The organism is Paraburkholderia sp. 35.1 (assembly GCF_050436525.1).
GTDB classification, from domain to species: Bacteria; Pseudomonadota; Gammaproteobacteria; order Burkholderiales; family Burkholderiaceae; genus Paraburkholderia; species Paraburkholderia tuberum.
Genome location: NZ_JBNDMJ010000003.1, coordinates 1,481,543 through 1,504,539 on the forward strand (window position 1 = coordinate 1,481,543; position 22,997 = coordinate 1,504,539).

The 22,997-nt window shown below is 61.0% G+C and carries 13 protein-coding genes, 2 tRNA genes, 3 rRNA genes and 1 pseudogene; 3 read left to right on the forward strand and 16 right to left on the reverse strand.

The genetic code is table 11. The features are described from left to right. Positions 1-2: 2 nt before the first annotated feature. From mraY to coq7, 8 genes are all read right to left on the reverse strand, one after another. Positions 3-1,172: a phospho-N-acetylmuramoyl-pentapeptide-transferase gene (mraY, locus tag OKW27_RS26910; RefSeq protein WP_090801969.1), complete on the reverse strand. Its 1,170-nt coding sequence runs from the start codon at positions 1,170-1,172 to the stop codon at positions 3-5. 17 nt (positions 1,173-1,189) lie between these two features. Further along, complete coding sequence (locus OKW27_RS26915) at positions 1,190-2,602, reverse strand: UDP-N-acetylmuramoyl-tripeptide--D-alanyl-D-alanine ligase (RefSeq protein WP_429335353.1); 1,413 nt, start codon at positions 2,600-2,602, stop codon at positions 1,190-1,192. Next, positions 2,599-4,161: a UDP-N-acetylmuramoyl-L-alanyl-D-glutamate--2,6-diaminopimelate ligase gene (locus OKW27_RS26920; RefSeq protein WP_429335354.1), complete on the reverse strand. Its 1,563-nt coding sequence runs from the start codon at positions 4,159-4,161 to the stop codon at positions 2,599-2,601. The genes OKW27_RS26915 and OKW27_RS26920 overlap by 4 nt, the downstream gene beginning before the upstream one ends. Next, on the reverse strand, positions 4,158-6,023 hold the full coding sequence (locus OKW27_RS26925; RefSeq protein WP_429335355.1) for a peptidoglycan D,D-transpeptidase FtsI family protein: 1,866 nt from the start codon (positions 6,021-6,023) through the stop codon (positions 4,158-4,160). Before OKW27_RS26925 ends, OKW27_RS26920 begins: the two co-directional genes overlap by 4 nt. Beyond that, positions 6,020-6,370, reverse strand: a complete 351-nt coding sequence (ftsL, locus tag OKW27_RS26930) for a cell division protein FtsL (RefSeq protein WP_090801975.1) — start codon at positions 6,368-6,370, stop codon at positions 6,020-6,022. The genes OKW27_RS26925 and ftsL overlap by 4 nt, the downstream gene beginning before the upstream one ends. Next, positions 6,367-7,320 (reverse strand): 16S rRNA (cytosine(1402)-N(4))-methyltransferase RsmH, encoded by a 954-nt coding sequence (gene rsmH, locus OKW27_RS26935; RefSeq protein WP_090801977.1) that lies wholly within the window; start codon positions 7,318-7,320, stop codon positions 6,367-6,369. The genes ftsL and rsmH overlap by 4 nt, the downstream gene beginning before the upstream one ends. Before the next feature lie 15 nt (positions 7,321-7,335). After that, positions 7,336-7,764, reverse strand: coding sequence for a division/cell wall cluster transcriptional repressor MraZ (mraZ, locus tag OKW27_RS26940; protein WP_013090620.1), 429 nt, complete (start codon positions 7,762-7,764; stop codon positions 7,336-7,338). A 458-nt stretch (positions 7,765-8,222) separates the two neighbouring features. Next, a complete protein-coding gene (gene coq7 / locus OKW27_RS26945; RefSeq protein ID WP_429335356.1) occupies positions 8,223-8,861 on the reverse strand; it encodes a 2-polyprenyl-3-methyl-6-methoxy-1,4-benzoquinone monooxygenase in 639 nt (212 codons plus the stop codon). A 303-nt stretch (positions 8,862-9,164) separates the two neighbouring features. On the opposite strand from coq7, the gene OKW27_RS26950 reads away from it, so the two are divergent. After that, positions 9,165-10,361, forward strand: a complete 1,197-nt coding sequence (locus tag OKW27_RS26950; protein ID WP_090801980.1) for a porin — start codon at positions 9,165-9,167, stop codon at positions 10,359-10,361. 126 nt (positions 10,362-10,487) lie between these two features. Here the strand turns inward: OKW27_RS26950 and OKW27_RS26955 are convergent, their stop codons facing one another. Beyond that, positions 10,488-12,161 (reverse strand): long-chain fatty acid--CoA ligase, encoded by a 1,674-nt coding sequence (locus OKW27_RS26955; protein WP_090801981.1) that lies wholly within the window; start codon positions 12,159-12,161, stop codon positions 10,488-10,490. A 147-nt stretch (positions 12,162-12,308) separates the two neighbouring features. Then, on the reverse strand, positions 12,309-14,387 hold the full coding sequence (locus OKW27_RS26960) for a molybdopterin-containing oxidoreductase family protein (RefSeq protein ID WP_429335357.1): 2,079 nt from the start codon (positions 14,385-14,387) through the stop codon (positions 12,309-12,311). A 187-nt stretch (positions 14,388-14,574) separates the two neighbouring features. Here OKW27_RS26960 and OKW27_RS26965 point away from each other — a divergent pair, with 187 nt between their 5' ends. Beyond that, entirely contained in the window at positions 14,575-15,771 is a 1,197-nt protein-coding gene (locus OKW27_RS26965; protein WP_090801984.1) for a M20 aminoacylase family protein, read from the forward strand. A gap of 3 nt (positions 15,772-15,774) precedes the next feature. Continuing rightward, positions 15,775-16,133 (forward strand): annotated as a pseudogene (locus OKW27_RS26970) (IS3 family transposase); the annotation flags it as partial. A gap of 123 nt (positions 16,134-16,256) precedes the next feature. Here the strand turns inward: OKW27_RS26970 and rrf are convergent. The 6 genes from rrf to OKW27_RS27000 form a co-directional block, all read right to left on the reverse strand. After that, positions 16,257-16,370, reverse strand: a 5S ribosomal RNA gene (gene rrf, locus OKW27_RS26975). A gap of 227 nt (positions 16,371-16,597) precedes the next feature. Then, positions 16,598-19,480 (reverse strand): 23S ribosomal RNA (locus tag OKW27_RS26980). 348 nt (positions 19,481-19,828) lie between these two features. Next, positions 19,829-19,904 (reverse strand) — tRNA-Ala (locus OKW27_RS26985). A gap of 53 nt (positions 19,905-19,957) precedes the next feature. Then, positions 19,958-20,034, reverse strand: a tRNA-Ile gene (locus OKW27_RS26990). A 75-nt stretch (positions 20,035-20,109) separates the two neighbouring features. After that, a 16S ribosomal RNA gene (locus tag OKW27_RS26995) occupies positions 20,110-21,642 on the reverse strand. The 16S, 23S and 5S rRNA genes sit together here with 2 tRNA genes alongside, the layout of an rRNA operon. 469 nt (positions 21,643-22,111) lie before the next feature. Next, the gene (locus OKW27_RS27000; protein WP_184036005.1) at positions 22,112-22,888 is read right to left on the reverse strand and encodes an enoyl-CoA hydratase; all 777 of its coding nucleotides are present in this window, start codon (positions 22,886-22,888) and stop codon (positions 22,112-22,114) included. Positions 22,889-22,997: the final 109 nt, after the last annotated feature.

A 22,997-nucleotide genomic window follows, 5' to 3' on the forward strand; every position in this document is an offset into this window, starting at 1 on the left:
GCTTAACGCAATTTGAGCGTGGACAAACCGAACAGGCACAACATCAACGTGATGATCCAGAAACGCACGACCACCTGCGTTTCCTTCCAGCCCGACAATTCGAAATGGTGATGCAGCGGTGCCATCTTGAAGAGCCGCCGCCCTTCGCCGTAACGGCGCTTCGTGTATTTGAACCACGTGACCTGCAGCATCACCGACAGCGTTTCCGCGACGAAAATGCCGCCCATGATGAACAGCACGATTTCCTGACGCACGATCACCGCAACGGTGCCGAGCGCGCCGCCGAGGGCCAGCGCGCCGACGTCGCCCATGAACATCTGCGCCGGGTGCGTGTTGAACCAAAGGAACGCGAGACCCGCGCCGCCCATCGCCGAACAGAAGATCAGCAATTCGCCCGCGCCGGGGATGTGCGGAAACAGCAGGTACTTCGAGTAGACCGAACTGCCCATCACGTACGCGAACACGCCGAGCGACGCGCCGACCAGCACGACCGGCATGATCACGAGGCCATCGAGGCCGTCGGTCAGGTTCACCGCGTTGCTCGCGCCGACGATCACCAGATACGTGAGCACGATGAAGCCCCACACGCCGAGCGGATAGGTCATCGACTTGAAGAACGGCAACAGCAGGTCGGCGCGCGCGGGCAGGCCCATCGACAGACCGCTGCGCACCCACGCCATGAACAGGTCGAACACGCGCACGTTGCTCGCCTCGGACACGCTGAACGCGAGATAAACCGCCGCGAACAAGCCGATCACCGATTGCCAGAAATACTTCTCGCGCGACGACATGCCGCGCGGGTCCTTGTGGACGACCTTGCGGTAATCGTCGACCCAGCCGATCACGCCGAAGCCGAACGTGACGAGCATCACGATCCAGATGAAGCGGTTGGTCAGATCGGCCCACAGCAGCGTGGCCACGGCAATGCCGAGCAGGATCAGCACGCCGCCCATCGTCGGCGTGCCCGATTTGACGAGGTGAGTTTGGGGGCCGTCCTTGCGAACGGCCTGGCCGACCTTCATCGCGGTCAGCTTGCGAATGACCGCCGGGCCGCAAACGAGCCCGATCAACAACGCGGTGATGGTCGCCATCACCGCGCGAAACGTCAGATAACTGAACACGCGCAAGAAGCTTGCGTCATTCTGCAGCCATTGCGCCAGCGCCAGTAGCATGCCTGGATCCTTCTATTTCAATGTGCAGCGGGCGTCGTGCCCGCGGCGTTGGGTTGTGGACTCGTAACGGCGTCCACCACGCGCTCCATCTGCATGAAGCGCGAGCCTTTCACGAGAAGCGTTGCGGCAGCGCCGAAGCCGGCCTGCTGCAGTTGCGCGACCAGTGCGCCGACATCGGCGACGTGGTGCGCACCCGCGCCGTATGCGGTGCAGGCGTCGCGCGAGGCGTCGCCGATCGCATACAGCGCGTCGATACCGCGCTCTTTCGCATACGCGCCGATTTCGCGGTGAAACGCCGGGCCGTTGTCGCCGACTTCGCCCATGTCGCCCATCACCAGCACACGCGGCGATTCACGTGACGCGAGCACGTCGATCGCGGCGCGCATCGAATCGGGATTCGCGTTGTAGGTGTCGTCGATCACGGTTGCGCCCGCGAGCGTGCCGAGCACGGCCTGCTTGACCTGCAGACGGCCCTTCACCGCGCCGAACGATTCGAGGCCGCGCTGGATCGCGTCGAGCGACACGCCCGCTGCCAACGCGGCGGAGGCCGCCGCGAGCGCGTTGTGCGCGTTGTGATTGCCGAGCACCTGCAGCGTGACGTCGAGATGGCCTTGCGGCGTGTCGATACTCAAACGCTTGCCGTCGAACCTGCCCTTCACCGCGGCTTCGGTCGTGCGCTCCGCGCTGTCCAACGCGAAATCGATGATGCGGCTGCCGGTCGCGGCGACGCGCCAGATGCTCGCGTATGCGTCGTCGGCGGGGAATACCGCCGTGCCTTCCGGCGACAGCACGTGAATCACGCTCGCGTGTTCGAGCGCGACCGCCTCGACGGTCGCCATGAATTCCTGGTGCTCGCGCTGCGCGTTGTTGACGACGGCAACCGTCGGCTCGGCAAGCTTCGCGAGCTGTTCAGTTTCGCCCGGATGGTTCATGCCGAGTTCGACCACCGCGAGCCGATGCGCGGCATGCAGACGGAACAGCGTGAGCGGAAGGCCGATGTCGTTGTTGAAATTGCCCGCGGTCGCGAGACGCGCATCCGCGCCGACTGCGGCCGCGAAGATCGAGGCGATCATTTCCTTGACCGTGGTCTTGCCGTTGCTGCCCGTGACCGCGACGAGCGGCAGCTCGAACTGACGACGCCAGCCGCGCGCGAGCGCGCCGAGCGCTTCGCGCGTATCGGCGACGCGGATCGCGGGCACGCTCCAGCTATCCGGCGTGCGCGCGACGAGCACCGCCGCGACGTTGCGCTCGGCCACTTGCGGCAGGAAGTCGTGCGCGTCGAAACGGTCGCCCTTGATCGCGATGAACAGATCGCCGGGGCCAGCGCTGCGGCTGTCGGTCGACACGCGCTCGAAGCGCACGCTGTCGTCGCCGGTGACGCTCGCGCCGGGGATCTGCGCGGCGGCTGCACGTAGCGAGAACATGTTCATTCGCCACCTCCGCGTGTTTGTGTGGCGCGCGCGGCAAGCGCGAGGCGGGCGTGGTCCTGATCGGAGAAAGCGCGTTTCTTGCCCATGATTTCCTGTGTGGCTTCGTGCCCCTTGCCGGCCAGCACGATCACGTCTTCGCGCGCGGCGCCGCGGATCGCCTGCAGGATCGCGCTCGCGCGGTCCTCGATGCGGCGCGCCTGCGACGCTTCCTGCATGCCCGCGGCAATTTGGTCGATGATCGCGAGCGGATCTTCGCTGCGCGGGTTGTCGCTCGTCACGACGACGTCGTCCGCCAGCCGCTCGGCGATCGCGCCCATCAGCGGACGCTTGGTCGCATCGCGGTCGCCGCCGCAGCCGAACATGCAGACGAGTTCGCCGCCGCGCGCGGTCGCGATCGGCCGCAGTGCTTCGAGCGTCTTTTCGAGCGCATCGGGTGTGTGCGCGTAGTCGATCACGACGAGCGGCTCGTCGTTTTGCAGTCGGCCGCCCAGACGCTGCATGCGGCCGTTCACCGGTTCGAGCTTCGCGAGTTCGGCGAGCGCAGCGTCGAACGGCACGTCGGCGGCGAGCAGCACGCCGAGCACCGCGAGCAGATTGCCGACGTTGAAGAGGCCGAGCGTTTGCACTTCGACTTCGGCGTTGCCCCAGTCCGAGGTGCTCAGATGAAACGCGGTGCCGGTCGCGGTGGCATGCACGTTCGATGCAGTGAGCCACGCGTCGGCTTGCGGTGTGCCGTCAGCGTCGGCGTCGCCATGCTCGCCCTCGATGCCATACGCGATCGTGCGCGCGTGACTACGCGTGCTCGCGAGCAAACGCCGGCCGGCGGCATCGTCGCGATTGATCACGGCCGCGCGCAGCTCGGGCCAGGCGAACAGACGCGCCTTGGCGGCTTCATAGGCTTCGAACGTGCCGTGATAGTCGAGATGGTCCTGCGTCAGGTTCGTGAACACCGCGATGTCGAAAGCGGTGCCGTTCACGCGCCCCTGGTGCAGCGCATGCGACGACACTTCCATCGCCACCGCCTGCGCGCCCGCGTCGCGCAATTGCGCGAGGCTGCGTTGCAATTGCGGTGCGTCGGGCGTCGTGAAGCCGGTGTGCACGAGCTGGCCGACGAGCCCAGTGCCGAGCGTGCCGACGATCGCACAGCGCATGCCGCGCGCGGACAGCGCCGCGGCGACCCACTGGCTGCACGAGGTCTTGCCGTTCGTGCCGGTGATGCCGACCGCGAGCATCGCGTCGCTCGGATCGCGATACCACGCGCTCGCGATCGTGCCGGCGAGTTCGTTCAACGCCGGCACCGCATGTGCGGCGGCCGCGTCGAGCGTGCCGCTGAAACCTTCGGGTTGCACCAGCACGGCGGCCGCACCGCGCTCGATGGCCGCGTCGATAAATGCGCGGTTGTCCGCGCCATCGACCGCGTACGCGAAGAACGCGTCGCCGGCCGCGAGCGAGCGCGTGTCGGCGTGCAGATGCGCGCCTGGCTGCACGTGCGCGTGCAGCCAGGCGAGGGCGTCGGCGATCTGCCGGTGCGCTGGATGTTGCTCGCGCAGCGCGCTCATCGCTCGACTCCTGGATGATTTTTCGGGGTGGCGGAAATGGTCATCTTCTTCACGCCGGGGCTCGTCGACAGCCTCTTTACCACGGGCGGCGTGGCCGGCGCGCCGGGCGCGGGCGGCGCCGAATCGTCGGACACGACCATCTGCTTGACGGGCATGTCGGGCGGCACGTTCAGCGCGCGCAGCGTATCCCCGGCGATGCCCGAAAACACCGGGCCCGACACCTGGCCGCCGAAGTGGCTACCGGCCGTCGGCTCGTCGACCGACACCGCCACGACGATGCGCGGATTCGGCATCGGCGCCATGCCGACGAACGAGGCGCGATATTTGGAGTGGTCGTAGCCGTGCGGACCGTGCTTGTACGCGGTACCGCTCTTGCCGCCGACGCGATAGCCGGGCACCGCCGCATCCGGCGACGTGCCTTGCGGCGACACCACGGTTTCGAGCATCGCGCGCACTTCACGCGCGGTGGTCGGCGAGAAGATCTGCGGACCGGTGGCCGGCGGGTCGCCCGGCGTGTGGAAAATCGTCACCGGCATGATTTCGCCGTCGTGCGCGATCGCGGTGTACGCGCGGCCGAGCTGGAACAGCGACACCGACAGGCCATAGCCGTACGACATCGTCGCCTGCTCGATACGGCGCCAGCTCTTCCACGGACGCAGACGGCCCGCCGCCGCGCCCGGAAAGCCGACCTTCGGCGCCTGGCCGAGACCGATGCTGGTGTACATGTTCCACATCTCTTCGGGCCGCAACTGCATCGCGATTTTGGTCGCGCCGATGTTGCTCGACTTCTGGATCACGCCGCCGACCGTCAGCACGCCGAAGCCGCTGTCGTCGGTAATCGGCGCGCCGTCGAGTACGAAGTGGCCGTTGCCCGTATCTACCAGTGTAGTCGGCGTCACCCGGTGCAGATCGAGCGCGAGCGACACCGTGAACGGCTTCATGATCGAACCCGGCTCGAACGTGTCGGTCAGGATGCGGTTGCGCAGCTGGTCGCCGGTCAGGTGCGAGCGGTCGTTCGGGTTGTAGGTCGGGTAATTGACGAGCGCGAGCACTTCGCCGGTGCGCACGTCGATCACCATCGCCGCGCCGGCCTTCGCCTTGAATTTCTCGACGGCCGCTTTCAGGTTCGTATAGGCGATGTACTGGATCTTGCTGTCGATCGACAGATCGACGTCCTTGCCGTTGTGCGGCACGACCTGTTCGTCGACGTCCTCGATGATGTGGCCCATCCGGTCCTTGATCACGCGACGGCTGCCCGACATGCCCGCGAGCAGCTTCTGGTCGCCGAGCTCGACGCCTTCCTGGCCCTCGTCCTCGACGTTTGTGAAGCCGATCAGGTGAGCGGTGATCTCGCCTTCCGGATAGAAGCGCTTGTACTCGTCGCGCGAGTAAATGCCGGGGATGTCGAGCGCCGCGACTTTTTCTGCGACGTCGACCGGCACCTGGCGCTTCACGTAGACGAAGGTCTTGTCTTCCGACAGCTTCGAGCGCAATTCCCTAGTGGTCATGCCGAGCAGTTTGCCGAGCGCGTCGAGCTTGTCGGCGCCGAGGTCGTCGGGCACCGATTCGGGAATCGCCCAGATTGCACGCACCGGCAGACTCGTGGCGAGCACGAGACCGTTGCGGTCGAGAATCTTGCCGCGCGTGGCCGGCATGTCGATGCGGCGCTGATAGCGGATCTCGCCCTGCTTCAGATAGAACGCGTTGCCCGGGCCCTGAATCCAGAACGCGCGCGCGGCAAGCGCGACGAACGCCATGAACAGCAGGAACACGACGAGCTTCGAGCGCCACATCGGCAGGCGCACCGACAGAATCGGGTTGGCCGAAAACGCAACGCTCTTGTGGGCCGACGATTTTTTCATCGCGTGGCTCCGCGACGGGTCGCGACCGGCGCCGAGGCCGGCGCGGAAGTCGGAATGGGTGCGTCGATCGCCGTCGCGGCGCCCGGGGCGAGCGTCAGGTACTGGGTGCGGCCCGTGGTGACCGATTGCATCTTCAGCGAGGCGGTGGCGAGCTGCTCGATGCGCGACGTTTTGGACAGCGCGCTCTGCTGATATTGAAGCTGCGAATAGTCCTGCTGCAGCTGACGCTCCTGCGACTGCGCGCGCTGCAGCTGGATAAAGATCTGACGCTGCTGATTGGTCGCGTTGACGACCGACAAGGCACAGCCCATCACGATGATCAGCAGGAAAATATTGAGGCGGTTCATGGCGCGATCCGCTCCGCCACGCGCATCACGGCAGAACGGGCGCGCGGGTTGCCGGCGACCTCAGCGTCGCTCGCGAATACGCGGCCGATGATCTTGAGCGGAGGGCTCGGCAGGTCGACCGCGCGGATCGGCAGACGGCGATCCACCGCCGGCGTGCTCGCGTGCGCCTGCATGAATCGCTTGACGATCCGGTCCTCGAGCGAATGAAAGCTGATGACCACCAGCCGCCCCCCTTGCTCCAACAACGACAACGCTGCTTCTAGAACGACTTGCAGCTCCGCAAGCTCTTGATTGACGTGAATCCGTATAGCCTGAAAGGTGCGGGTTGCCGGGTCCTTGCCCTTCTCACGGGTTTTGACGACGTTAGCCACGATTTGGGCAAGCTCGCCCGTGCTGACGAGAGGCCCAAGACGGTCGGACTCTGCCCGGCGAGCAACAAGCGCCTTTGCAATCTGAAAAGCAAACCGTTCTTCCCCATAATCTCGTATCACCTCCGTCAATTCCTGCACCGTGGCCCGCGCGAGCCAGTCAGCGGCGGACTCGCCGCGCGTCGGGTCCATCCGCATGTCGAGCGGGCCGTCGGCGCGGAAGCTGAAGCCCCGCTCCGGATCGTCGACTTGCGGCGACGACACGCCCAGATCCAGCAACACCCCCGACACACGCCCTACCCCGCGCTCCGCCATCGCGGCGCGCAGTGAAGCAAAACTCTCGTGGACGATGGCAAAGCGCGGATCGGCGATCTTCTGCGCCGTCGCGATCGCGAGCGGATCTTTATCGAACGCGATCAGCCGCCCTGCTTCACCGAGCCGTTCCAGCACGAGGCGGCTATGGCCGCCACGGCCGAACGTGCCGTCCACATACGTGCCGTCGGCGCGCGTGACCAGCGCATCGACCGCTTCGTTCAACAGCACCGTGCGATGCTGCAATTCGTTTCCCATCGCAGAAGCCATATAAATAAGCCGCGATCAGAACGTGAAATCTTTCAACGCGTCGGGCATGCCCTCGGCGATCGCCGCCTGTTCCTTCGCGGCGTAGATCTGTGCATCCCACAGCTCGAAATGGCGGCCCATGCCGAGCAAGGTCACTTCTTTCTCCAGCGAGCCAGCCGCTCGCAACTCCGGCGACACGAGCACACGGCCTGCGCCGTCCATATCCACATCCATTGCATTGCCGAGAAAAATGCGTTTCCACCAGGCGGCGTTCATGGGCAGCTTGTCAACCTTGTCACGGAAGATTTCCCATTCGGGGCGCGGAAAGAGCAACAGGCAGCCGTCCGGGTGCTTGGTGATCGTCACCCGGCCCTCTGCCTGTGTTTGCAGCGCATCCCGATAACGAGAGGGAATCGACATCCGCCCTTTCGCATCGAGCGTCAGCGCCGACGCCCCTTGGAACACTTCGCTCTCCCCTATTGCGGCGCTGTTTGCGCCGCCCGCCCGGTCCGTGAAAATCTACCCGAAAGTGATGCCGAGAACACACAAAAATACACTTTCTCACACTGTCTCCCACTTTAGAGGAACGCTAAACACGGGTCAAGGGAGCGGCGCGCTTTTCGAGCGGTTTTTGTTTGCTAGAACAAGGACTTAGGGCGACTCCTTCACGTCCCGCATAAAAACGGAAAACCGTTATAAATGAATGGGCTAGTGCAACTTGTGAAGGTGATACGTGAAAAGTGCGAGAAAACACCGCGAATTGAAAGAGATCGTCAAGGGATTCTGAAAGGGAAAGAGGCGGCGTCGCCCGGACCGACGACGAACAGGGCGCGCGGCGCCGTCTCGCTTGCGGAAATGCGTTCAGCGATGGTTGAGGCGATACGTGCGGTGCTCCGGTTAGCGAAGCGAAGCGGGTGAAACGCTCATATGTAATAGGCGGTGCGCGTCATCACCTTCGACATCGCACGCATCAACGCGCGTGCAGGAAACGGCAACTCGATGCCGCCCGCGTCCATCGCGGCCTTGCCGTGCTGCGCTTCATCGACGCGCATCTGCTCGACGATCGCGCGCGATTCATGGTCCGCGGCGGGGAGCTGGTCGAGATGACTGTCGAGATGCTGCTCGACCTGGCGCTCCGTTTCGGCCATGAAGCCAAGACTCACGCGATCGCCGAGACGCCCCGCGGCGAGACCGATCGCGAGCGCGCCGGTGTACCACAGCGGATTGAGCAGACTCGGACGCGAGTCGAGCGCCTGGAGGCGTTTGGCGGTCCACGCCAGATGATCCTCTTCTTCCGACGCGGCGTGATCGAACATGGCGCGCAATGAAGGTGAGTCGGTGGCGAGTTTCTGCGCCTGGTAAAGCGCCTGCGCGCACACTTCGCCGACGTGGTTCACTCGCATCAAACCCGCCGCATGCGCGCGCTCCGCGGGCGAGAGTTCGGGAGCTTCGGCCGTCGCCGCGGAAGCCTGCGGAAGCGGCAGCGGACGGCTCATCCGCGAGGCCCCCATCAGTGAGCGTAAACCCCGATCAAACTCGCCAATCAACTCGTCCAGCAACATAAAGCGCTCCCTGATTCGATACCGCCGCATCGTTCCGGAAGGTCCGTGCGACAAGGCCTCGCGACGCGAAACCGGTGGCCCGACAGGCACCAATCCGCATGCAATGGGCGGTTAATTTGCGATTCTAGACCATGTTGCGTAAACGAAACAGCGGCCTTCCCGAGCGACTCCTTTTTCTTTGTTCCATGTATGCCTTTTGTTACATTACGTGGCAACTTCTCGCGAAGTTGGACAGCAAGGCCTTCAGCACTAACTAAATATTTCGCCTTGTACAAAAGATTCGTATTCCTTGGAGATCATTCGATGAAAAAGTCGCTTCTCGCTCTCGCAGCACTGGGCGCATTCGCAGGCGTCGCTCATGCGCAGAGCAGCGTGACCCTGTACGGCATCGTAGACGTTGGTATCAACATGAACACCAACTCGGGCGGTAAGCATCTGTACAACATGTCCAGCGGCGTCCTGCAAGGCTCGCGTTTCGGCCTGCGTGGCACTGAAGATCTGGGCGGCGGTCTGAAGGCCCTGTTCGTGTTGGAAAACGGCTTTGACGTGACCAACGGCAAGCTCGGTCAAGGCGGCCTGATGTTCGGTCGTCAGGCATATGTCGGTCTGTCGAGCCAGTTCGGCACGGTCACGCTGGGTCGTCAGTACGACTCCGTCGTCGACTACGTGGGTCCGTTCGAATCGGGTGATCAGTGGGGCGGCTACATCGCCGCTCACCCGGGCGATATCGATAACTTCAACAACGCGTATCGCACCAACAACACGGTCAAGTACACCAGCAAAAACTACAACGGCCTGACGTTCGGCGGCACGTATAGCTTCGGCGGCGTCGCCGGTGACTTCACGCACAACCAGATCTGGTCGTTGGGTGCTGGCTATAACAACGGTCCGCTGCAATTGGGCTTGGGTTATTTGAACGCGCGTACGCCGGCAGCTTCGGGCGGTCTGTTCAACAACGGCGGCACGATCGCAACGAATACGCCGGCCGTGGGTACTACTGCAGCTAACTTCGCAGTCACGACCCCGATCTACGCAGGCTTCGCATCGGCCAACACGTACCAGGTCGTCGGCGCGGGCGGTGCATACACGTTTGGCGCGGCAACCATCGGCCTGACGTATTCGAACATCCAGTTCGGCAACCTCGGCAAGACGTTCGCGTCGCCGTTCGCTGGCCAGAAGGCAACGTTCAACAACGGCGAAATCAACTTCAAGTATCAGTTGACCCCGGCACTGCTGGTCGGCGCAGCGTATGACTACACGCGCGGCGAGCAGATCGAAGGCAACTCGCGTGCTCAGTACCACCAAGGCGCGCTGGGCGTGGACTACTTCCTGTCCAAGCGTACCGACGTGTACCTGGTCGGCGTGTACCAGCACGCTTTGGGCGACACGGTCAACGCAACGGGTCAGGTGGTCGCAGCAACGGCAGGCATCAACGGCCTGACCGGTTCGACGAGCAGCAACCAGTTCACGGCTCGCATCGGTATCCGTCACAAGTTCTAATAAGTCGTAAAAAAACGCAGTTTGTCTCAAAGGCGCCTTCGGGCGCCTTTTTTTATGCGCGGATTTTGTACGGGCAACAAAAAGCCCGGCGCACTTTCGTGCGCCGGGCTTTTGTTTTTCGCTCGCTTAAGCCCTGCCGTCGCGCAACTCGCGGCGCAGGATCTTGCCGACATTGCTCTTCGGCAACTCGGTGCGGAATTCGACGACCTTCGGCCGCTTGTAGCCGGTCAGTTGCGTTTTGCAGTATGCGAAGATCTGTTCGTCGGTCAGCGACGGATCCTTTTTCACGACGAACAGCTTCACTGCCTCGCCGGAATGCTGATCCGGTACACCCACCGCCGCGACTTCGAACACACCCGGCAGCTTTGCGACGACGTCCTCGACTTCATTCGGATACACGTTGAAGCCGGACACCAGAATCATGTCCTTCTTGCGATCGACGATCTTCACAAAGCCGTCCGCGCCCATGATGCCGACGTCGCCTGATTTAAAGAAGCCATCCGCCGTCATCACCTTGGCGGTTTCGTCGGGCCTGTTCCAGTAGCCCGCCATCACCTGCGGGCCGCGGATGCAGATCTCGCCGGACTGGCCGGGCGGCACTTCGTTGCCTTCGTCGTCGCGGATCGAGACTTCGGTCGACGGCAGTGGCAGGCCGATCGTGCCGTTGTATTCGGTGGCGGTGACCGGATTGCAGGTCACGCACGGCGACGTTTCCGAGAGCCCGTAGCCCTCGACGATCGGCGTGCGCGTCAGCTCGAACCAGCGCTTCGCGACCGCCTCCTGCACCGCCATGCCGCCGCCGTTCGCGGTCAGCAGCTTCGAGAAGTCGAGCTTATGGAAGTCGGGGCTGTTCAACATCGCGTTGTAGAGCGTGTTGACCGCGGGAATCGTCGTGATCGCATACCCCTCGAGCGACTTGATCATGCCGGGGATATCGCGCGGATTCGGAATCAGCACGCCGAGACCGCCGGTGCGGATCGTCAGCAGCCCGCACACGGTCAGCGCGAACACGTGATACAGCGGCAACGCGACGACCGTAATGAACTGATCGATATCCGTGCGGTTCGCGCGCACCGGATTGAGCCAGACCTCCGACTGCAGCACGTTCGCGATCAGGTTCCGGTGCAGCAGCGTCGCGCCCTTGGCCACGCCGGTGGTGCCGCCAGTGTATTGCAGGAACGCGATATCGTCGGGCCCCTGCCGGACCGGCTTGAACGTCAGACGTGCGCCCTCCGAGAGCGTGTCGTTGAACTTGACGTGCCCAGCCAGGCTCCACGCCGGCACCATCTTCTTGACCTTGCGCACGACGAAGTTCACGAGCGGGCCTTTGATGCCCATCAGGTCGCCCATCGCCGCGACGACCACATGCTTGACCGCCGTATTGCGCACGATTGCTTGCAAGGTCCCCGCGAAATTCTCGAGCAGAATGATCGCCTCAGTGCCGCTGTCCTTCAGTTGGTGCTCGAGTTCGCGCGGCGTGTACAGCGGATTCACATTCACGACCACATAGCCCGCGCGCAGAATCGCGGCGAGCGCGACTGGATACTGCAGCACGTTCGGCATCATGATCGCGACACGCGAGCCGCGCGTGAGCCCTTTCGACTGCAGCCACGCTGCAAGATTGCGCGAAAGTTCGTCGAGTTCACCGTAGCTGATCTGCTTGCCCATGCACACGAACGCCGGCTTTGCGCGGTGTTCGCGAAAGGCTTCCTCGAGCAACTCGGCCACCGACGAATAGCGTGTCGGGTCGATCTCTGCTGGAACGCCGGGCGGATAAGATTTCAGCCAGATTTTCTCCATGCAGCGTCTCCTGAATTATTTTCGAATGGTCGTGCTAAAAACGCATCGTAGCATGGGCATATTGCGGCCAATGGGCAAAGCGATGAGGTTAGACGGCAGCCTCGAACTTGCGAGGCTGGGCGCCAGCTTCAATGTGCGGCGCGGCTTTCAGGCCCGCTCGACGTCGACGAGACAGTCGTAAAACGTCGCCGAACCGCCGAAATCGGTGAGTGCCTGGCTCGTCAACTGGTTCGCGTTGCGGCCGTCCGGCGCGAGCTTCTTCCACCAGATCGACAACCCGACGACCAGGCCTTCGCGCGCCCGGTCGGTCACGCGGGCACGCGCTTGCATCGAGCCGCGGTCGTTGAAGATGCGCACCTGATCGCCGTCGCCGATGCCGCGCGCGTGCGCGTCGGCAGGGTGGATGTCCAGATGCGGCTCGCCTTCCGTCGCGCGCAGACTCTCGATGTTGACGAAGGTGCTGTTCAGGAAGTTGCGCGCGGGCGGTGAAATCATCGCGAGCGGATAGCGGACCGCCAGTTCGGGCGCGCCGTCGGCCGATTCGTAGGGCGGCAGGTAGTCCGGCAGCGGGTCGAGGCCCTGTTGCGCAAGGCGCTCGCTGTAGAACTCGCACTTGCCGGATGGCGTGCGAAAACCACCGTCGGCAAATGGCGCGTCAGGCACATTGAGACGGGCCCAGCCGGCTTGCTTCAGCATCGGCCAGTCGACACCGTCCAGCGTCTTGTCGTCCCAGCGAAATGCGGCTTGCGCGACGGCTTCGTCGCTGTCGAAGAGCGCCGGTTCCGTCATGCCCATGCGGCGCGCGAGGCTGCGGAAGATCTCGGTATTCGGCCGTGCGTCGCCGAACGGCGCGATGGCGGGCAGGTTGACCATCACGTGCGTGTGACCGTACGACTTGTGCACGTCGAGATGCTCGAGCTGCGTCGTGGCAGGCAACAGCAGGTCGGCATAATCCGCGGTGTCGGTCTGGAAATGCTCGAGCACGATCGTGAACAGATCCTCGCGCCCAAAACCCGCCGCGACGCGTTCGGAGTCCGGTGCGACCGCGACCGGATTCGAGTTGTAGACCACGATCGCCTCGACCTTGGGGCCGAACGTCGCGTCGCCCGGATGCAGCAACGCGTCGCCGATCGCATTCATATTGATCACGCGGCTCGGCTTCGACGGCCAACCCGGCATCAGGTCGGGACGCTGCAACGCGTGCGAGTCGACCGGTGCCCAACCGCTCGACGACAGCAGCGCCCCGCCCGCGCGCTCGCGCCATGCGCCGGTCAGCGACGGCAGACACGCGATTGCGCGCACTGCATTGCCGCCGCCACGCACCCGCTGCAGACCGTAGTTCAAGCGAATCGCGGCTTTCCGCGTGCTGGCGTAAAGTCGCGCAAGATCGGCGATTTCCTCTTCTTCGACGCTACAAATTTCACTAACCCGAGACAATGGATAGCTGAGCGCACGCACCTTCAAGTCGGCGAAGCCCAGCGTGTGCGCCGCGATGTACTCCTGATCGAGCAGATTCTCGGTAATCAGGACGTTCATGATGCCGAGCGCGAGAGCGCCGTCTGTGCCTGGCTTTAGCGCGATGTGTTGATGGCATTTCTCCGCGGTCAGCGAGCGATACGGATCGATTGCGATCAGCCGGGCGCCGCGACGTTTGGCTTCCTGCGCGCGCGTCCAGAAATGCAGATTCGATGCGATCGGATTCGCTCCCCAGATCAGGATCACCTCGCTCTCGGCGAAAAACTCGGTGTGCATACCGATGCCGGCGCCGTACGTGTATTTGAGGCCGGCAGCGCCGGCCGCCGCGCAAATCGCGCGATCCAGCTGCGAGGCGCCGAGCTTGTGGAAAAAGCGTTGCGCGATGCTATCGCCCTGCACCAGGCCCATCGTGCCCGCGTAGCTGTAAGGCAGAATCGCTTCCGGCGCGCGACGGACAATCTCGCCGAGGCGGCTTGCGGCAAGGTCGAACGCTTCGTCCCAGTTGATTGGCTCGAAACGGCCCTCGCCCTTGCGGCCGACACGCTTCATGGGCGTCGTCAATCGGTTCGGATGGTATACACGCTCCGCGTAACGACTGACCTTTGTGCACAGCACGCCCTGAGTCGGCGGATGGTCGGGATCGCCGGCGACCTTGATCGCCCGTCCATTGTCGATGGTCACGCGCATCGCGCAGGTGTCGGGGCAATCGTGCGGGCACACGGCGCGCGCGAATTCGGTCGGAGCGTTCATCGGCAATGTGTCCTGGCGAGCAGTAAGCGGTCGCGCAAAGTGGAATTTTATTACGTCTATAGGCCGCCGACCTCGGTGGCGCCACCAAAAATGCCTTCGGCGTAGAATGAATTATCCGCAGTGCCCGGGCCGACGTGGTCCGCGGCGATCTCATGCTCGTCAAGCACAAACGCATAATCACTCAATCATGAAACTCATCCCCGAAATTCAGGCCGCTCGCGGCGAAATCCAGACCCTTCGACGAACCATCCATGCCCACCCGGAGCTGCGCTACGAAGAGACGGCGACTGCTGATCTCGTCGCGCGTTCGCTCGAGTCCTGGGGCATCGAGACCCACCGTGGTTTCGGCAAGACGGGCGTGGTCGGCGTATTGAAACGAGGTAACGGCTCGCGCGCGATTGGTCTGCGAGCCGACATGGACGCGCTGCCGATCCAGGAGCTCAACAGCTTCGATCATCGGTCGACGAACGACGGCAAGATGCATGCGTGCGGGCACGACGGGCATACGGCGATGCTGCTCGGTGCCGCGCACTACCTGGCCAAACATGGTGCTTTCGACGGCACGATCGTGTTCATTTTCCAGCCGGCTGAAGAGGGCGGCGCCGGCGCGAAGGCTATGATCGACGACGGCTTGTTCAACAAATTCCCCGTGGACGCCGTGTTTGGCATTCACAACTGGCCGGGCATGCCGGCGGGCCACTTCGGCGTAACCGAAGGCCCGATCATGGCGTCGAGCAATGAATTTCGCATCGAAATCAAGGGCGTCGGCTCGCATGCAGCGCTACCGCACAATGGCCGTGATCCGGTCTTTGCGGCGGTGCAAATTGCCAACGGGCTGCAAAGCATCATCACGCGAAACAAAAAGCCGCTGGATACTGCGGTATTGTCGATAACGCAGATACATGCGGGCGATGCGGTCAATGTGGTACCGGACGACGCTTGGATCGCGGGGACCGTTCGGACCTTCACTACAGAAACGCTCGACCTGATCGAGTCACGCATGCGCAAGATCGCGCACAGTACGGCCGAAGCATACGATTGCTCCGTTCAGGTCCAATTCCACCGGAACTATCCCCCGACGATCAACAGCAGCGAGGAAGCGCGTTTTGCGGCGTCGGTCATGAAAGAGATCGTTGGCGCGGAAAATGTCGATGACGCGGTTGAACCGACCATGGGTGCCGAAGATTTTTCGTTCATGCTGTTGGCGAAACCGGGTTGCTATGCGTTTTTGGGCAACGGCGATGGCGGCCACCGCGAGGCGGGCCACGGCGCGGGCCCTTGTATGCTGCACAACGCGAGTTATGACTTTAACGACGAGTTGTTGCCGGTGGGATCGACGTATTGGGTCCGACTGGCGCAGAAGTTTCTGGCGCAAGGGAAGTAGAGAGTTGATGCGTCGGAGCTGAGGGATGCGCTGAAGCAAATCATGGAACTCCAGCAACTGCTCGGCAAAAAGACAATGGAGAACGAGATTCTCCGTGAGGCGGTGGAGGTGGCGAAGTCGCGAAAATGGATTGCGCGCTCAACCTCATTGCCGGGGGACGAGCAGTGAAGCAGGTCTGCGACGTTCTCGGTGTAGCGCGCTCAAACCTGGCGTCAAGGCTTGCACGTCCAGCCGACTGGCAGGATGGACGCAGCGCCAGGAAGACGGACGATGCCGGGCTGGTCGAAGAAATACGGCTGACCGTCACTGACCTGCCGAGCTATGGTTATCGCCGGGTCTGGGGTATATTGCGTCGGCAGCGGGAGAACCAGTTGAAAAGCGTTGAGGCGGGCGGAGGCGTCGCTTGCTTCAATGCTGTTTGTTAATTTTGGCCGCGTAAACGCAAAAACCCCACCGCGGCGGGTGGGGTTTCTGACTGGGGGGGAGCCTGACGATTACCTACTTTCACACGGGCAATCCGCACTATCATCGGCGTGGAGTCGTTTCACGGTCCTGTTCGGGATGGGAAGGGGTGGGGCCGACTCGCTATGGTCATCAGGCATGACGGGTTGCTGCGTCGCAGGGTTGAAGTCAACCGGTCGCGCCACAGCCAATCGGGAAGAAGCGTAAAGGATTCGAGTGTGGGGGGTTGTGTTGTTTCTGGCACAACACTGAATCCCAACCGGGCGTTTCTGTGAGCTCCCGCGGGAGGTCACACAAATCCCCTTCGGGGATCGGACCCGCGTAAGTGCTGAAGCACTCACGCGGGTCGAGACACACCTGTTATAGGATCAAGCCTTACGGGCAATTAGTATCAGTTAGCTCAGTACATTACTGTACGTGCACACCTGACCTATCAACGTCCTGGTCTTGAACGACCCTTCAAGGGGCTCGAAGCCCCGGGGATATCTCATCTTAAGGCGAGTTTCCCGCTTAGATGCTTTCAGCGGTTATCTCTTCCGAACATAGCTACCCGGCGATGCCACTGGCGTGACAACCGGTACACCAGAGGTTCGTCCACTCCGGTCCTCTCGTACTAGGAGCAGCCCCCTTCAAATATCCAGCGCCCACGGCAGATAGGGACCAAACTGTCTCACGACGTTTTAAACCCAGCTCACGTACCTCTTTAAATGGCGAACAGCCATACCCTTGGGACCGGCTACAGCCCCAGGATGAGATGAGCCGACATCGAGGTGCCAAACACCGCCGTCGATATGAACTCTTGGGCGGTATCAGCCTGTTATCCCCAGAGTACCTTTTATCCGTTGAGCGATGGCCCTTCCATACAGAACCACCGGATCACTATGACCTGCTTTCGCACCTGTTCGACTTGTCAGTCTCACAGTCAAGCACGCTTATGCCATTGCACTATCAGCACGATTTCCGACCGTACCTAGCGTACCTTCGTACTCCTCCGTTACACTTTGGGAGGAGACCGCCCCAGTCAAACTGCCTACCATGCACTGTCCCCGACCCGGATCACGGGCCAAGGTTAGAACCTCAAACAGATCAGGGTGGTATTTCAAGGACGGCTCCATTGAGACTGGCGTCCCAACTTCATAGCCTCCCACCTATCCTACACAGACCGGTTCAAAGTCCAATGCAAAGCTGCAGTAAAGGTTCATGGGGTCTTTCCGTCTAGCCGCGGGGAGATTGCATCATCACAAACACTTCAACTTCGCTGAGTCTCGGGAGGAGACAGTGTGGCCATCGTTACGCCATTCGTGCAGGTCGGAACTTACCCGACAAGGAATTTCGCTACCTTAGGACCGTTATAGTTACGGCCGCCGTTTACCGGGACTTCAATCAGGAGCTTGCACCCCATCATTTAATCTTCCGGCACCGGGCAGGCGTCACACCCTATACGTCCACTTTCGTGTTTGCAGAGTGCTGTGTTTTTATTAAACAGTCGCAGCCACCAGTTTATTGCAACCCTTTCACCCTTCTGGCGCAGGCCAGTCAGGCTATGAGGGCGTACCTTATCCCGAAGTTACGGTACCAATTTGCCGAGTTCCTTCTCCCGAGTTCTCTCAAGCGCCTTAGAATACTCATCTCGCCCACCTGTGTCGGTTTGCGGTACGGTCACTGTGAAACTGAAGCTTAGAGGCTTTTCCTGGAACCCCTTCCAGTTGCTTCGCCACCGAAGTGGCTCGCCTCGCACCCTTGAATTCCGCGCCCGGATTTGCCAAAGCGCCTTCTCCAATGCAAGGACCGGGACTTCCAACACCCGGACAACCTTCCGCGATCCGTCCCCCCATCGCATTTCACAATGGTGCAGAAATATTAATCTGCTTCCCATCAGCTACGCATTTCTGCCTCGCCTTAGGGGCCGACTCACCCTACGCCGATGAACGTTGCGTAGGAAACCTTGGGCTTACGGCGAGGGGGCCTTTCACCCCCTTTATCGCTACTCATGTCAGCATTCGCACTTCCGATACCTCCAGCACACTTTCCAGTGCACCTTCGCAGGCTTACGGAACGCTCTCCTACCATGCACATTACTGTGCATCCGCAGCTTCGGTATATGGCTTAGCCCCGTTACATCTTCCGCGCAGGACGACTCGATCAGTGAGCTATTACGCTTTCTTTAAAGGGCTGGCTGCTTCTAAGCCAACCTCCTGACTGTTTTAGCCTTCCCACTTCGTTTCCCACTTAGCCATATTTGGGGACCTTAGCTGGCGGTCTGGGTTGTTTCCCTCTTGACACCGGACGTTAGCACCCGATGTCTGTCTCCCGTGATTGCACTCTTCGGTATTCGGAGTTTGCTATGGCGTAGTAATCCGCAATGGACCCCACAACCATGACAGTGCTCTACCCCCGAAGGTGATACACGAGGCACTACCTAAATAGTTTTCGGAGAGAACCAGCTATTTCCAGGTTTGTTTAGCCTTTCACCCCTATCCACAGCTCATCCCCTAACTTTTCAACGTTAGTGGGTTCGGTCCTCCAGCACGTGTTACCGTGCCTTCAACCTGGCCATGGATAGATCACCTGGTTTCGGGTCTACACCCAGCGACTGGACGCCCTGTTCGGACTCGCTTTCGCTACGCCTGCCCTAATCGGTTAAGCTCGCCACTGAATGTAAGTCGCTGACCCATTATACAAAAGGTACGCCGTCACCCCTTCGCAGAGGCTCCGACTGTTTGTATGCATGCGGTTTCAGGATCTGTTTCACTCCCCTCCCGGGGTTCTTTTCGCCTTTCCCTCACGGTACTGGTTCACTATCGGTCGATCACGAGTATTTAGCCTTGGAGGATGGTCCCCCCATCTTCAGACAGGATTTCACGTGTCCCGCCCTACTTCTCGTACACCCAGTTCTTCCATGCTGTTTTCGTCTACAGGGCTATCACCTGCTATGGCCGCACTTTCCAGAGCGTTCGACTAACAATACAGATAACGTGTACCGGCTGATCCCATTTCGCTCGCCACTACTCTGGGAATCTCGGTTGATTTCTTTTCCTGCGGTTACTTAGATGTTTCAGTTCACCGCGTTCGCCTCACGCAGCCTATGGATTCAGCTACGGATACTCCATTAGGAGTGGGTTTCCCCATTCGGACATCTCCGGATCAATGCTCGTTTGCCAGCTCCCCGGAGCTTTTCGCAGGCTACCGCGTCCTTCATCGCCTGTGATCGCCAAGGCATCCACCACATGCACTTGTTCGCTTGACCCTATAACGGGTGTGTCTCTGTGTCGACCCACGCTAGCGCTTTAGCGCTTACGTGGGTCCCATCCCCGCAGGGGATAGACGCACTCGCTACAGGTTGAGTATTCGTGTTGCGCCGTATTCCAAAGCAATCTTTCGATCACCTTTAAAATACATCGATACAATCACAACCCTGATTCACCTACTCCGCACCCATCTCCAGGTGCCTTTCGTGAATCTCTTTACTACTTCTTCCTGATTGTTAAAGAACGGCAGCCGGTATGAAGCCTGTGCCTCATACCGCTCTGACTGGCTCAATCGCCAATGCAAAGTACTCAGCATCACTTCGTGCTGAACCCTTGGCATTGAGGATTGGTGGAGGATGACGGGATCGAACCGACGACCCCCTGCTTGCAAAGCAGGTGCTCTCCCAGCTGAGCTAATCCCCCAGTCTCACAGATACTCCAGCGGCCCCAGCCCTTCAGCTCACCAGACAAGACACTGGTGGGTCTGGATGGATTCGAACCATCGACCCCCGCCTTATCAAGACGGTGCTCTAACCGGCTGAGCTACAGACCCCTGAGCCTGTCTGCGTTTCTTCTAACCACAGCCGATAAGCGTGAGCACTTGAGTGCAATGAATGCACAGCTCTGGAAAGGAGGTGATCCAGCCGCACCTTCCGATACGGCTACCTTGTTACGACTTCACCCCAGTCATGAATCCTACCGTGGTGACCGTCCTCCTTGCGGTTAGACTAGCCACTTCTGGTAAAACCCACTCCCATGGTGTGACGGGCGGTGTGTACAAGACCCGGGAACGTATTCACCGCGGCATGCTGATCCGCGATTACTAGCGATTCCAGCTTCACGCACCCGAGTTGCAGAGTGCGATCCGGACTACGATCGGTTTTCTGGGATTGGCTCCACCTCGCGGCTTGGCAACCCTCTGTTCCGACCATTGTATGACGTGTGAAGCCCTACCCATAAGGGCCATGAGGACTTGACGTCATCCCCACCTTCCTCCGGTTTGTCACCGGCAGTCTCCCTGGAGTGCTCTTGCGTAGCAACTAGGGACAAGGGTTGCGCTCGTTGCGGGACTTAACCCAACATCTCACGACACGAGCTGACGACAGCCATGCAGCACCTGTGTTATGGCTCCCTTTCGGGCACTCCCGCCTCTCGGCAGGATTCCATACATGTCAAGGGTAGGTAAGGTTTTTCGCGTTGCATCGAATTAATCCACATCATCCACCGCTTGTGCGGGTCCCCGTCAATTCCTTTGAGTTTTAATCTTGCGACCGTACTCCCCAGGCGGTCAACTTCACGCGTTAGCTACGTTACCAAGCCAATGAAGGCCCGACAACCAGTTGACATCGTTTAGGGCGTGGACTACCAGGGTATCTAATCCTGTTTGCTCCCCACGCTTTCGTGCATGAGCGTCAGTATTGGCCCAGGGGGCTGCCTTCGCCATCGGTGTTCCTCCACATCTCTACGCATTTCACTGCTACACGTGGAATTCCACCCCCCTCTGCCATACTCCAGCGCTGCAGTCACCAATGCAGTTCCCAGGTTAAGCCCGGGGATTTCACATCGGTCTTACAGCACCGCCTGCGCACGCTTTACGCCCAGTAATTCCGATTAACGCTCGCACCCTACGTATTACCGCGGCTGCTGGCACGTAGTTAGCCGGTGCTTATTCTTCCGGTACCGTCATCCCTCACGGATATTAGCCACGAGGTTTTCTTTCCGGACAAAAGTGCTTTACAACCCGAAGGCCTTCTTCACACACGCGGCATTGCTGGATCAGGCTTGCGCCCATTGTCCAAAATTCCCCACTGCTGCCTCCCGTAGGAGTCTGGGCCGTGTCTCAGTCCCAGTGTGGCTGGTCGTCCTCTCAGACCAGCTACAGATCGTCGGCTTGGTAGGCCTTTACCCCACCAACTACCTAATCTGCCATCGGCCGCCCCTTGAGCGCGAGGTCCCGAAAGATCCCCCGCTTTCCTCTCCCGAGCGTATGCGGTATTAATCCGGCTTTCGCCGGGCTATCCCCCACTCCAGGACACGTTCCGATGTATTACTCACCCGTTCGCCACTCGCCACCAGACCGAAGTCCGTGCTGCCGTTCGACTTGCATGTGTAAGGCATGCCGCCAGCGTTCAATCTGAGCCAGGATCAAACTCTTCAGTTCAAACCTGTTACTGTGTTCGGGCTCTCTCGAACCCGGTCGCTCACTCAACGTACTGACGATGATTGATCCGTCTTTCGACAGACAAACCTTCCTCTAATACTGTGTGAGGCTTCTGATACTTCTGCCTGACAGCAGACTCCGGAGAATCCGCCGCCGCATTCCGCATCAAGCGCCCACACTTATCGACTGTTAGTTTTTAAAGATCGGTCCGCCAAACCCGCCGCGCCTGAACCACCACTACCCGGCACCGCTTCGTTTGCGTCGCTGCGTCTGCAGCAGAGAAACGAGATTATGGAGAACTTCCACCGGATCGTCAACAGGTTTTTATCACTCGCCTAACCTGCCCACGCCGCCGAAGCCCACGCCATCAAAGGCTTCCCGCTTCTCCGCACCCCGGCGTCCGGAGCACGAAAGTGCGGAATTCTAGTCGCCGACATCGGGACTTGCAAGCGATATTTTGACAAGCGTATTAACGGTGCTTGAAAACCGGTTTGCGCTTCTCCACGAACGCGGCCATGCCCTCTTTCTGGTCTTCGGTGGCGAAGAGCGAATGGAACAGGCGGCGCTCGAAATGCACGCCCTCCGCGAGCGTCGTTTCAAAGGCTCGGTTGACCGACTCCTTGACCATCAGCACCGCCGGCAGCGGGAATTCCGCAATGGTGGCGGCCGCGCCGACCGCTTCGTCAAGCAGCGATGCCGCCGGGATCACGCGCGAAACCAGTCCGGCGCGCTCCGCTTCGGCGGCATCCATGAAACGGGCGGTCAAACAGAGGTCCATCGCCTTCGCTTTTGACACCGCCCGCGGCAAGCGCTGCGTGCCGCCCGCGCCCGGCATGATCCCGAGCTTGATTTCCGGTTGACCGAACTTCGCCGTGTCGGCGGCAAAAATGATGTCGCACATCATCGCCAGTTCGCAGCCGCCGCCGAGCGCGAAGCCCGCCACCGCGGCAATGATCGGCTTACGGATCGAGCGAACCGTTTCCCAATTGCGCGTGATGTAGTCGCCCTTGTAGACATCCATATAGGAGTACGACGCCATCATCCCGATGTCCGCACCGGCCGCGAACGCTTTCTCGCTGCCCGTCACGACGATTGCGCCAATCGACTCGTCGCCGTCGAACTCGCGCAACGCTGCGCCTAGTTCGTCCATCAGCGCGTCGTTCAGTGCATTCAGAGCCTTCGGACGGTTGAGCGTAATCAGTCCGACCCGTCCCCGCGTCTCAACCAGAATGTTTTCGTAAGCCATGCCGCCTCCATAAGGGTTAATCGCACGCGAAAAACGCTTCGCGCATCGTCTGTGGTGATGCTACCATTCCCCAACCAACCGGTCGGTCAATTATTCGACAGGTATTTCC

Coding starts and splice junctions, on each gene's coding strand:
- mraY (WP_090801969.1), bottom strand. CDS start 1,172: ATGCTACTGGCGCTGGCGCAATGGCTGCAGAATGACGCAAGCTTCTTG.
- OKW27_RS26915 (WP_429335353.1), bottom strand. CDS start 2,602: ATGAACATGTTCTCGCTACGTGCAGCCGCCGCGCAGATCCCCGGCGCG.
- OKW27_RS26920 (WP_429335354.1), bottom strand. CDS start 4,161: ATGAGCGCGCTGCGCGAGCAACATCCAGCGCACCGGCAGATCGCCGAC.
- OKW27_RS26925 (WP_429335355.1), bottom strand. CDS start 6,023: ATGAAAAAATCGTCGGCCCACAAGAGCGTTGCGTTTTCGGCCAACCCG.
- ftsL (WP_090801975.1), bottom strand. CDS start 6,370: ATGAACCGCCTCAATATTTTCCTGCTGATCATCGTGATGGGCTGTGCC.
- rsmH (WP_090801977.1), bottom strand. CDS start 7,320: ATGGCTTCTGCGATGGGAAACGAATTGCAGCATCGCACGGTGCTGTTG.
- coq7 (WP_429335356.1), bottom strand. CDS start 8,861: ATGTTGCTGGACGAGTTGATTGGCGAGTTTGATCGGGGTTTACGCTCA.
- OKW27_RS26950 (WP_090801980.1), top strand. CDS start 9,165: ATGAAAAAGTCGCTTCTCGCTCTCGCAGCACTGGGCGCATTCGCAGGC.
- OKW27_RS26955 (WP_090801981.1), bottom strand. CDS start 12,161: ATGGAGAAAATCTGGCTGAAATCTTATCCGCCCGGCGTTCCAGCAGAG.
- OKW27_RS26960 (WP_429335357.1), bottom strand. CDS start 14,387: ATGAACGCTCCGACCGAATTCGCGCGCGCCGTGTGCCCGCACGATTGC.
- OKW27_RS26965 (WP_090801984.1), top strand. CDS start 14,575: ATGAAACTCATCCCCGAAATTCAGGCCGCTCGCGGCGAAATCCAGACC.
- OKW27_RS27000 (WP_184036005.1), bottom strand. CDS start 22,888: ATGGCTTACGAAAACATTCTGGTTGAGACGCGGGGACGGGTCGGACTG.